Below are 10007 nucleotides of genomic sequence, written 5' to 3'. Positions count from 1 at the left end.
GGGATACTGATTACTTTAAATTGAAGATTAGACAAACCTCAATCCTAGAAACTCACTCTACCTTTTACCCAGAAATCAAGCTCATCTAAGCGGAGAAGAGCCCCTGTAGTTATTCATGAATTACTAATTTAGCAATTTCGCTGACAAATAAATGTCCAAAAATTAGTTTCAGCTATCTATCATGATAACCAATAAGGAAATAACAGCTCCCTCGATATTCATCCGTAACTCGCCATCTTTCTTGTTGTGCCTGTGAAGCTGTCTGATACTTCGATGCGCATCATATTGATTTTCATGGTTGGTTCGACTTTTTTAAGGCGCGCTATGTCACTGGCGATGCGCTTACAGTCTAAAAACAGAATGCCATCGAGTGGTGTTATGACCTCTCCAGTCTTGAGGCAATCAACGAGAGAAGTGCCTGATAGTGGTGTTTTTATCCCATCAACGTAGCGGGTTGCCACAAACTCATTCGTATAGATGATTTCTCTTGGCAACATTTGTTCGCTTTTGGCGTAAATCATCCCGCTTTGTTTACCATTAATGACGCGATGTTCTTTATACACTCGGGTTTCTTCAGCGATGGTGGCTATGGCTTGTGGTGCACGGGTGATAAGTAAGCGAAAAGGCAGATCTTCACTTGTGATGTAATCGACAAGGTTAAACGCTAATCTTGCTCTCGCGACCTCTCCGAGTGGTTTTTCACGACAGATTTGTCGAACCTGATCCCACTGACTGGTCAGGCGAGCGCTTTCTTTATCGCTTCTAACTTTAACTTGCTGAATGTCATAGTGAATTGTCTTTGCCATGGTTGACTTAGCCTTCCGTTTTTTTCGTCGAATTCCAACTTAACATTATGTTTTTATAACACATTAAAACAGTTATCCACAAAAATTGGGCGTAACCTGTGTGAAAATCAGTCAAGCTTAAGATTCGATTTGCAACCGTCTGCATAAAAGCGTAATCTGATGGTAATTTAACCGTATTGAGTCAAAAGAGGCCGAAATGTTAGCATTCCTGAAAAAATGGCGTCAGGCATACCGAGATGAGAAAGGTGATCGTCTACATGCTGAAGTGGAAGCGGAGCGTAATGCTTTGTGTCGCCATTCTACTCTTAGTGATACTGAAGTATTATCGACATTAAAATCAGAAAGTAGTCGAGACACATTCATAAATGCTTGGTCTAAAGCTGCTGATGATTTATATGAAGAAGGTTGTAGAAGAGGTTACCATTAACCTCCTCTATTATACTTCACCTTATTTTTTTGCTGCTGCCGCGATTTTGCTATGAGTAAACTCAAAGCCTTTTTGAGTAGCTTGATTTACCCTTTCCATAGCACTATCCATCGACACCCCATTCACGCGATAACTGGCGTAACCTAATACCCCAAACCATATCGCGGGCACTACCACGTAGAACGTGATCATCACAAACGCTAATATCGAATCATCCATGCTGTTGATCGTACCGGTTATCGGATTAAAGTTGTCATGCATGGAATACACTGCCTCCAACAGCTTACTGTCCAGACTTCGACACAACTCCCACCAAAACGTTAAGAACAACAATCCTGTATAAGAGAGTGACAGCGACATCAGCGTCATCATCGAATAATTACTGACCGTTAACACAATCGGACTCGCAATCACCACCACAATGAGCAACAAAGACTGCAGCATCGGCATCGCTTCTCGCACAATGAAGTAAGCCGGGCCTGTGAAGATATGCCCAATTTGTAACCCTGCCCAGCCTGCCGCGCTATTCCAAACTTCTCTGACTTGGTGATCGAGGGATTTATCAAGCACCTGGCCATAGCCACGAACAATGCGGCCACTGGTCGATTGATTTTCAACACTCAACACGCGCTGAACCAGCATGTTCGCCTTATCGGCAGGTGTGACTTCAGAGCCCATTATTTTTGAGAAAAAGCCATCATAGTCCAGCACGTCATGAATCAATTCAGGGTTGGTGTCTTCAATGTGATTGAACAAGCGCCACAACAAGCCTGCGCGCTGGCCATCACTGCGACCGCCTTGAGTGCTGTCCCACCATTCGTCACACATTGGGTACGCGGCGCTGGTATCAATCGCTGTGCGGCGATACTTCTGTTGCACCGGATCGTCTCGCTCTGCGTTGTACGGGAAGTTGAATACGATATTTTCAGCTTGTAAGCCATTATAGGTGGTCTCTGGCGCGGCCAGATTATAGCCAAGGAAGTAGGAGCCCCCAATCCAATTGGCATTATCAAAGTCGTTTTGAGTCATTCGCTCTTTACGCGCGGCTGCCTTCATCATCAGACGCGCTCGCGTATAACACTGCTCGTAGAAGTCTTGGGTTTCCTGCCTGAGTTGCTCGCTCTTAATGTCGATTTGAGAGAGTTTTAGCATGCTGCGCTCGACATCGTAGTGACACGGCACCGAGGAGACCGCCGCGTTGGTCAGTCCTTGCGAAATACTGTGCCAGAGCACCCACCATATCGGGGCATGAACCAATTCTCCATTTAACGAGCTTTGGTCACTGTGGGTTGCCCCGCTGCTGATACCTACGCCGCACGATTCGCTGGCATTTTGGTCCATGACGAGCGTGTTGACGTTAACTGGGTACATCGGTATCACGGCAAAAAAGCACACTAATCCGGCCAACATCAGTTTGACCTCGGTGCGATTCATACTGAGCAGGCCTTTGTTGCCCTCGTCTTCGCCCTCTTGAGCGACATCAAACCACACTTGGAACACAATGACGGCCAACATAAAGACAATCAGGCCGGTTTGATTCAATATCATGAAAATTTTGCCAGAGATTTGCCAGCTGGTCAGCGTCAGTAAGACGGAAAGCGGATCGTTGACTACCATGAGAAGGCTCCTAAATCGACGTATTGGGTGAGTAAGATGAGTTCGTTGAGCATGAGGGCAAGCGCGATACCAAAGGCGTAGCGCTTAGCGCGCCACAGCGCGAGGCCGTAGACGGCCGCTCGAATGACGACCATGTACCAGGCGTATGCGCTGTTTGATAGCGTGTCCCCGTCCAGTGAAAAAGCCAGTGCGCTGGCGACGAGCAAGCACAAAAGCAGTGTGATGACGTGGCGGCTTCGGCGCCACCGGCTTTGAGGTTGGGCTGTTGAGATGTTCATTTATTCTTCTCCAGGGCTGTTGTCATATCGGTCTTTGTCTAAAAAGACCGAGTCGGATTTAGGGGTTTGCGGGATAACTTGTGGTCTTTGGTAGCGGTAGTCATTCACCACTGCTTGGGCGGTGCGGGTGCCTATTTGTTGTCTGACCTCGGCTTCGTAGCGCAGCATGTCAATCTCACGCTCAAGGCGAGCAATCGAGTTGTCGATGTCTTTTTGCGCCGTGGCGTGCTGAGCTATATTGACTTCGTACTTGCCCGTGAGCAGCGCGCGGCGCGCGTACAGGGCTTTTTCAATCGCTTGAGAGAGCGCGAGCTCACTGGCAATGCGCGATATGGTGTTGTTGTCCACTTCTCGCTCGGTAAGCGCTTCTATCAGCGTTTTGGGAAAGTGTTCGGTCTCTTTGTTCTCTGCGATGGCGCCTCGAAGTTCACTTTCCAGCGCGGTGCTCACCTCTGTGACTTCTTGAGATAGACCAATACCCGGTGTGGCTTCGGTTCGGCTTTTGTCCATACCGGTTTGCACCGACTGGCTACCAATCACTTGAGACACCCAGTCACTCATGGTCTCTTCACTGTCCCAATAGCGATAAAGGCCTTGGTGGCTTTCTTTTTGCGATTCATCCGACAGTAAGGTGAAGCCGGCGCGCGTCGCATCCGTGGTGGCGTTGATGGCTGGTTGGTTGCGACCGCCGTATTTGGCGCCGCCCACCCAGGTCACCCCAGAGTCGCCCATGTCGTCTTGCACTTCTTGTTTGGCTCTGACGGCGTCGCCACTTTTTACGGCATTGGTCCACGCCTGCGCGCGGGCAAGTGTTGCGTAGGCCTTATCGGTGTTCATCTCACCCATGGTGTCGACCATGGCCTCACACGAGCTGCTGGCGTCATCAAAATCGAACTTGCCTTGCAGCACGCCGTTGGTCATCAAATCGTAAAGCCCGGGGTCTTTTTTCTGCAGGTAGTAGCCTGGCAGGCTCAGCACTGCTGAGGTGGCATTGGTGAGCATATCGCCCATCATGTCCTGAAACCCTTCGGTCACGCCGTTGAGTTGATTCTCAACGGTGACCGATGGGTCTAACATCCCGCACTGCAGGTTCATGTCCCAACCGACGCCAAGGGCGGTGGGACTGATGCGCTCTTGTCTGGCGGGCAGTGCGATGACCGGCCCGCCGCCTAAGGTGTAGTGAAGAACGCTGTCGTTGTCGGCTTTAAGGCTTACGTTCGTTCCTATCGAACTGTGCGCGCTGGCGCTCATCAATAGGGGGAGCAGTAATGCCGCTTTGAGCGGCCAAATATGGGTCATCATTATTCTCCAAAGTGGGCAATCAGCGTGCTACCACGGCGTTGACAGCCTTTGTATAGGCGCCACGCCGCCCACACGTACTGGTCGTCTGAGGCGATGTGCGGCGCGTAAGGGTCGTAAGGCGTTAAGCTGTCATCGAACTGTGGCCAGACAGTCGCATCGGTTTGGGCGATGGGTGAGAGCATTTGCCAGGCGGTCTCTTCGTTATTGGGTTTAACGGGCCCCGGTGGCCAAAAGCCTGGGTGCGGCGTTGGGGTAAAAGGTTGATACACTCGGCCTTCGCCCATTCGAGTCACCACATGCAGCGCGCGAAAGGCGGTGAGTGCTGCAGCTTTAAACGAATGACGCTGCAAGACAAAGCCGCCACGCGGATAGACATCCCCAAAGTTACCAAGCGCATCGGTCAGTGGGTTCCACGTTTGAGTGGACAGAATGTCCGGCAAGTTGTAGCGCCAACCCAGTGGGTCAAGGCTTGATAAATAATGCGGCATGAGCGGCGTCGCTTGACTTGATAACGAGTAACCAAAGCTTGCGAGCAGTGAGAAAATCGTCTGCCCGCCTGGGTGGCCGATGACGTCGCTGTTGTAAAAACGCATCGAGGTGTTATCCAGACCTTGCACACTGCGACGCGCACTGTGGCCGCCGTTCTCTGAATAGGCATTGTCTGGTGACATCCAAGCGGTGTCTTGCCAAGGCGCCTCCCCGGTTTCGGGGTAGCTCATCACCACAAAGTCGGGCAAGCGGTGTTTGACCTTAATCGAGGTGTCGGTGGAGCACCCTGCTGGCGTACAGGTCATCCACACGCAGGCTCCTATCACTTCGTAATCCAAGCACTCAGGACAGGCTGCGCTGGCGATGACCTCGGCGGTGGTGACCTCCTGACTTATGGCTAAACCGGGTTGCAAAAGGCTGGCGAGTAGTGTTACCGCTAACCGCTGGCTTAACGAACAAACAAGTTTGGTCATGACCATTCCCCTTGATAGTCACGTCTGGCTTGCTCTATCTCCTTGGCTTTCATTAAGGCCGCATCGAGCTCACTGATACTATGGGCTTTCATAAGAGCGGCGCGTCGCTCTTTGGCTTCCCCATCGGTTTCTCCTAACGCTAGGTACAGCGCAGGGGGAACCACAGTGAAACGCTGCATCAGTTTGCCATCTTGTCCGGTGACGACGCCTTCTTTGTATTTGTGCTTTTCTGATTGCATCGAGCGGATGAGGTTTTTCTCCGCTTCTGTGAGTTTTTTGAAGCCGCTTAGGTTGGTCAACTCATCTTCGGGCATATTGAGCATTACCCACCACTCAGCGTTGTTGAGCATCTTGCGCGCAATGGCCGGGAAGTCCGCTAGGTCTTGCGTGGCCAGCCAGAACCAGGCGCGAAGCTTTCGCCACATTTTGACGATTTTGACCGCATAAGGCGCCAGCAGCTCATTGGACGCGGTGAGGTGGCCTTCATCGGTCAGGGTGACAATGTCACGCCCTGAGTATTGGTCACGCTCGGCAATGCCATTGATGCGGTTAATCAAGGAGATGTACGCGGCGGCCATTTGCGCTTCATACCCGGTTTTGGCATAGAGACCTAAATCGATGATGGTAACGTCCGCCTCTGGCCAGTTCTGCGCTTCTTGGTCAAAAATTTGCCCTTCCAATCCATCACAGAAAAAGGCCATGGCTTCGCTCATCAGACGGGCTCGCTCTCGGCGCGCCTCAGGCCTTGACGTATCTTGGCTAAATGAGAGTAAGGCGTCTTTCACGTGAGTGGGCCTGACTTGCTCATCTAAACGATGACAATGCTCGGCGGCTTCTTTAATTGCATCGCGCACCATGGAAGAGTCAGCGCGGCGATAATCGTCCATTTCGCGCTGCTCCCCCCCGGTTATCATTAATCTTGCCATGATTTCCAGCTCGCCCAAGATATCGCGATGGTCATCCTCTGGAGAGTCGTTGTCATTAAGGTGTTCAAGGTCCAATGCGATATCGTCACTGACATGGGGGACGGCTTGACCCACTAAATGTTTGGCGTCGGCGAACGGCGCCATAAGGCCATGGGATTTGGCGTTCACCTGAATACGATTGACACTGAGCCCGTAGCGTTCACAAAATTGCCCAAACAACCCAAAACTGTTGCCGGCTTCAATGATAAACAGCCTCGGTCTGTGCAGCGCCATCAGGCGCAAGCATTGGCCGACGAGTGTGGCCGATTTGCCTGAGCCTGAGGGGCCAAAGAGATTTAAATGGGCGTTCGATGAGTAATCTTTTAATGGGTCAAACCCCAATAATTCCCCGCCTCGGTTGTAATACTGAAACAAGTCACTACCCGTGCCGGTTGCGCGGCCAAACAGCGGCGACAGACGCAACATGTCTTCCAGCCACACCCAGCCGCAATACCACAACTTGTCATCACGCTCTGGGTGGTAGTTCATGGGCAGCCAACGCAAGTAACTGTCCAGTGGGGACTCTTGGTCGTTGTTTTTAATAAAGCGGATAGACAGGCCGCGACTATTAAAGATTGAGCGCAGCGATTGGGTGCGGGCGTCGATGTCGTCAACGCTTTCCCCTTGTACGTAGAAGGCCAGTTGACCGCGCCACAGCGGGTGCTTTTCGACCAGAACGTTGAAATCGTCGCACTCATTGCGAATGGCTTCGAGTGCGGGCTCTTCGCCGACGGCGGCTTCACGAACGCGATGAAGCCGCGCTCTGGCCTCGGCTTTGGTTTGTGGCAGTAAGGTCATCGCCATCATGGTGCCCGATGGCAGCTCATCAAACAGCACATGGTGTGGGCGCGTTTGTTTTTCGCCTTCTGGTACATCCTCGCTGACTTCACCAAACACGGCGCCCGCCAAAAAGTGCTCATTGCCCCACGTATCAAGCTCCATCACGCGCGTCCCCATGGGCTTGTCCCCATCAAACCACCACAGGCCGTTTTCAACGTCGGAGCGAATGCCACTTCGCAGCAGACGCTCTGAAAAGTCTTGGTCGATAATACTGCGCGGCGGACGATAGCGCGGAGTTTCGCCGGCAATGCCGGAGGGATTAAAAAACGGATCTAACCACGCATGAATGCTTTCCCCGTTGCTCGGCGTCACGGCGATACCTTGCGAGTAAAAACTCGACGGCTCCAAAAAGGCGCGGCGAATGCGTTTTAGCTGATTGAGATTGGCTTTCAGCGCGGCGGGTGTCGCGTTTTCTGGCATCCAGCGATACACGGCGAGGCGCACTTGACGCTCTCGGCCGCGCCAGGCTCTCCCGCCCACTGAGAAAATGCCCTGCTCTCTGCCAATCAGTTCAAAGTGGCGTTTATCGGCCTCCAATACGGCGCGAGTAAACCCATCTTGGCATTTGGCTTTATCCCACAACGTATCGACAACTTCCCCCGCACTCTCGATGTCTCTGGCAAACAGTTGAACGACAAAGGCGTGTTCATCGCTCACTATTTCAGGATTGCACAAGGTACTCGTGACGCTTTGTATCACCCTGTCAAGCTGCGCTTGCGTTTTGTCTTCTGTGACCAGCGGCGTAATATCAAAAAACAGGCCCATCGAACGACCGTCTTCCAGTTGCACCAGACCTTTATCGCTGATTTCAATCCAAGGCAGTTTGGCCGCAAACGACGGTGGCACGCTGTAATCTATTGGTGGGGCTTCCAGCGCTTTACCTTCGGTAAAAAAGTGGGTGACGGCATGACGCATTTTTTTCAACATTACCAATGCTCCTTAGGCAGATTCGCCGGACTGTCTAGGGGCGCGGCGTAATGCACGCGCTCATACAAAGGAAAGACGGTGCTGTATCCAGGTACCGGCAGCGCGCCCGATTGATGCGGCAGAACATAGAGCACCACATCGGGATTGGGCAGTCTTGGGAAGACGTTGGTCGCTTCGCGCCAACTGTCTCGGGTGTAATCGCTTTGGCGCTGCGCCAATGTGGTCATATCAAGCGGCATGCGCAGCTCACCTTGCGTTTGGCTGAGCGCATCCGTACTGACTCCACCGCCTGACATTTGGTTTTGCCACACTTGCTCTGAGTTGGTTTGGGGGTTGGGTAAGGTGTCATCTTGCGACGTTGAGCAGCCCAGTAATCCGAGCAGGCTCATCGCGCTAATAAGGTTACGGTAATTCATACGTCGCTCCTTGGGTTTGAGTGTCGTAACGCACGCGTACAGGTATCGCTGGTGCGCGCAGTGTCACGGGTTTTCTAAGGTGAATACTGGCTTTAGTACCGGGCGGGGTGTACACCACATCAAAGCTTGAGCCCATGCGCGCCTCAATAAACTCTGAAACGGTGCCCGTGAACGCTGCAGCAGACTCAGCGGCGGCGTTTTTCGCCGCATTGCCCGTCAAGGCTGAGGTACTGGTTGAGCCATCGACCGAAATGGTCTGCTGTGAAATGGCCACGGCATTGGCCGCTGCATTGGCCGCTGCAGAAGCGGCGTCAAGCAATCCTTTGGTGGTGAGGTATTCAGGGGCATTCGAGATACGCTCCCCGGTTAGGCATGGGTTGCCGTTGGGATCGGCCAGAAAACCCAAATCCGTGGTTTTAATCGATGAACCGTCAAACCCCGAATCTACCGTCTCAAGTTCTTCTGGGTAAGAGAGTATCGAGCCATCGGCGCGAATAAAGTCGATGGATTCGACCACGCCGCGCACACAAGACAAACTCCAGTCGCCGGTGACCGTGCCCGTCACGATAGCCCCTTGGACATCCGGCAGGGTAAACCCGCTGGCCATCAGGTTCTTACGCCCTAGAATCATCGAAAACGGATAAGGGTCGGTGACTTGGCCGTTCAAGGGAATGCGCCCCATCAGTGCGGTCATGCTGACCGCATCGGCCAACATGGTGCCGCGATGCAGGGTGTAGACTGGTATTCCGTCTTGTTGATTGGCATCAAATCGACCGGTTTGACGGGTAAACGCATCGTCCGCCGAGCTCAAGGCGTTTTTGACCGCTTGGGTGGCAGGGGTTACCCAGTTGCCCTCTTTGTCTTGAGTTGCATCCAGCGGCTCGGTCCAAACCCAGTCGTCCTGAGCTACGCCCTTAGCCTCAAAGGATGGGTGATAGTCGCCCGGCGCCGTGCCCACGGCCAGTCCCTGTCGTCCTGAATCAATGCCAAGGTCGTCATAAGAGACATCTATCACCTCACGCACTGGCGCTTGACGCACCTTGAGGTGATCTCGGCTTTGACTGACTTTCTCTTCAATGGTGCTTAATGATGAGTTGAGTCTTTGGGCAAGCTGACTTAATTGGGTTTCAAGGGCTTTCACTTGTTCATTGTTTTGGGCTTGCTGATGTTCAACCTGAAGCTGCGTTTGCTTTAACGCGTCCGAGAGGGCTTTCTTTTCTGCTTCACTTTTTGAGTATGCGGCATTGAGCGTTCGAATGGTGTCCGATGGGCTGTCATCAAACGCCTGCAGCACTTGCGCTTGGGTTTGTGACGTCGTCACGCTGACCGGGGTAATGTCTTCGGCGGGCTCAACGTTGGCTTCAATGTCTGACGGCTTTAAGACTGCGATGACCAACACCGCGATAAAGCCGGTCGCGCCGATAAGCGCCGCCAGTCGTATGACGGGGTTTCCTTTATTTAACATCG

General features: G+C 52.4%; 9 protein-coding genes. 1 reads left to right on the top strand and 8 read right to left on the bottom strand.

The window, feature by feature from the left end; all coding sequences use genetic code 11:
- Positions 1 to 218 precede the first annotated feature (218 nt).
- Positions 219 to 806, bottom strand: coding sequence for a hypothetical protein (locus ACED60_RS17900; RefSeq protein ID WP_371728110.1), 588 nt, complete (start codon positions 804 to 806; stop codon positions 219 to 221).
- A gap of 196 nt (positions 807 to 1002) precedes the next feature.
- Here ACED60_RS17900 and ACED60_RS17895 point away from each other — a divergent pair, with 196 nt between their 5' ends.
- Positions 1003 to 1233, top strand: a complete 231-nt coding sequence (locus ACED60_RS17895) for a hypothetical protein (protein WP_371728109.1) — start codon at positions 1003 to 1005, stop codon at positions 1231 to 1233.
- A 21-nt stretch (positions 1234 to 1254) separates the two neighbouring features.
- Here the strand turns inward: ACED60_RS17895 and ACED60_RS17890 are convergent, their stop codons facing one another.
- The 7 genes from ACED60_RS17890 to ACED60_RS17860 all read right to left on the bottom strand — a co-directional run bounded on the left by ACED60_RS17890 (position 1255) and on the right by ACED60_RS17860 (position 10005).
- Positions 1255 to 2781 (bottom strand): conjugal transfer protein TraG N-terminal domain-containing protein, encoded by a 1527-nt coding sequence (locus ACED60_RS17890; protein ID WP_371728108.1) that lies wholly within the window; start codon positions 2779 to 2781, stop codon positions 1255 to 1257.
- 62 nt (positions 2782 to 2843) lie between these two features.
- Positions 2844 to 3128, bottom strand: a complete 285-nt coding sequence (locus ACED60_RS17885) for a hypothetical protein (RefSeq protein WP_102420856.1) — start codon at positions 3126 to 3128, stop codon at positions 2844 to 2846.
- Positions 3129 to 4430 (bottom strand): integrating conjugative element protein, encoded by a 1302-nt coding sequence (locus ACED60_RS17880; RefSeq protein WP_102420857.1) that lies wholly within the window; start codon positions 4428 to 4430, stop codon positions 3129 to 3131.
- Positions 4430 to 5392 (bottom strand): TIGR03756 family integrating conjugative element protein, encoded by a 963-nt coding sequence (locus tag ACED60_RS17875; RefSeq protein ID WP_240698829.1) that lies wholly within the window; start codon positions 5390 to 5392, stop codon positions 4430 to 4432. Before ACED60_RS17875 ends, ACED60_RS17880 begins: the two co-directional genes overlap by 1 nt.
- Positions 5389 to 8124, bottom strand: a complete 2736-nt coding sequence (locus ACED60_RS17870; RefSeq protein WP_371728107.1) for a conjugative transfer ATPase — start codon at positions 8122 to 8124, stop codon at positions 5389 to 5391. The genes ACED60_RS17875 and ACED60_RS17870 overlap by 4 nt, the downstream gene beginning before the upstream one ends.
- Positions 8124 to 8540, bottom strand: a complete 417-nt coding sequence (locus ACED60_RS17865; RefSeq protein ID WP_102420860.1) for a TIGR03751 family conjugal transfer lipoprotein — start codon at positions 8538 to 8540, stop codon at positions 8124 to 8126. The genes ACED60_RS17870 and ACED60_RS17865 overlap by 1 nt, the downstream gene beginning before the upstream one ends.
- Positions 8527 to 10005 carry a TIGR03752 family integrating conjugative element protein gene (locus ACED60_RS17860; RefSeq protein ID WP_371728106.1) on the bottom strand — a complete coding sequence of 493 codons (1479 nt, stop codon included), beginning with the start codon at positions 10003 to 10005 and terminating at the stop codon, positions 8527 to 8529. Before ACED60_RS17860 ends, ACED60_RS17865 begins: the two co-directional genes overlap by 14 nt.
- Positions 10006 to 10007: the final 2 nt, after the last annotated feature.

It is taken from the genome of Vibrio sp. 1F279 (genome assembly GCF_041439815.1).
GTDB lineage: Bacteria > Pseudomonadota > Gammaproteobacteria > Enterobacterales > Vibrionaceae > Vibrio > Vibrio tasmaniensis_A.
Note: the sequence above shows the minus strand (reverse complement) of the source record. Positions and strands in the feature narration are given on the sequence as shown.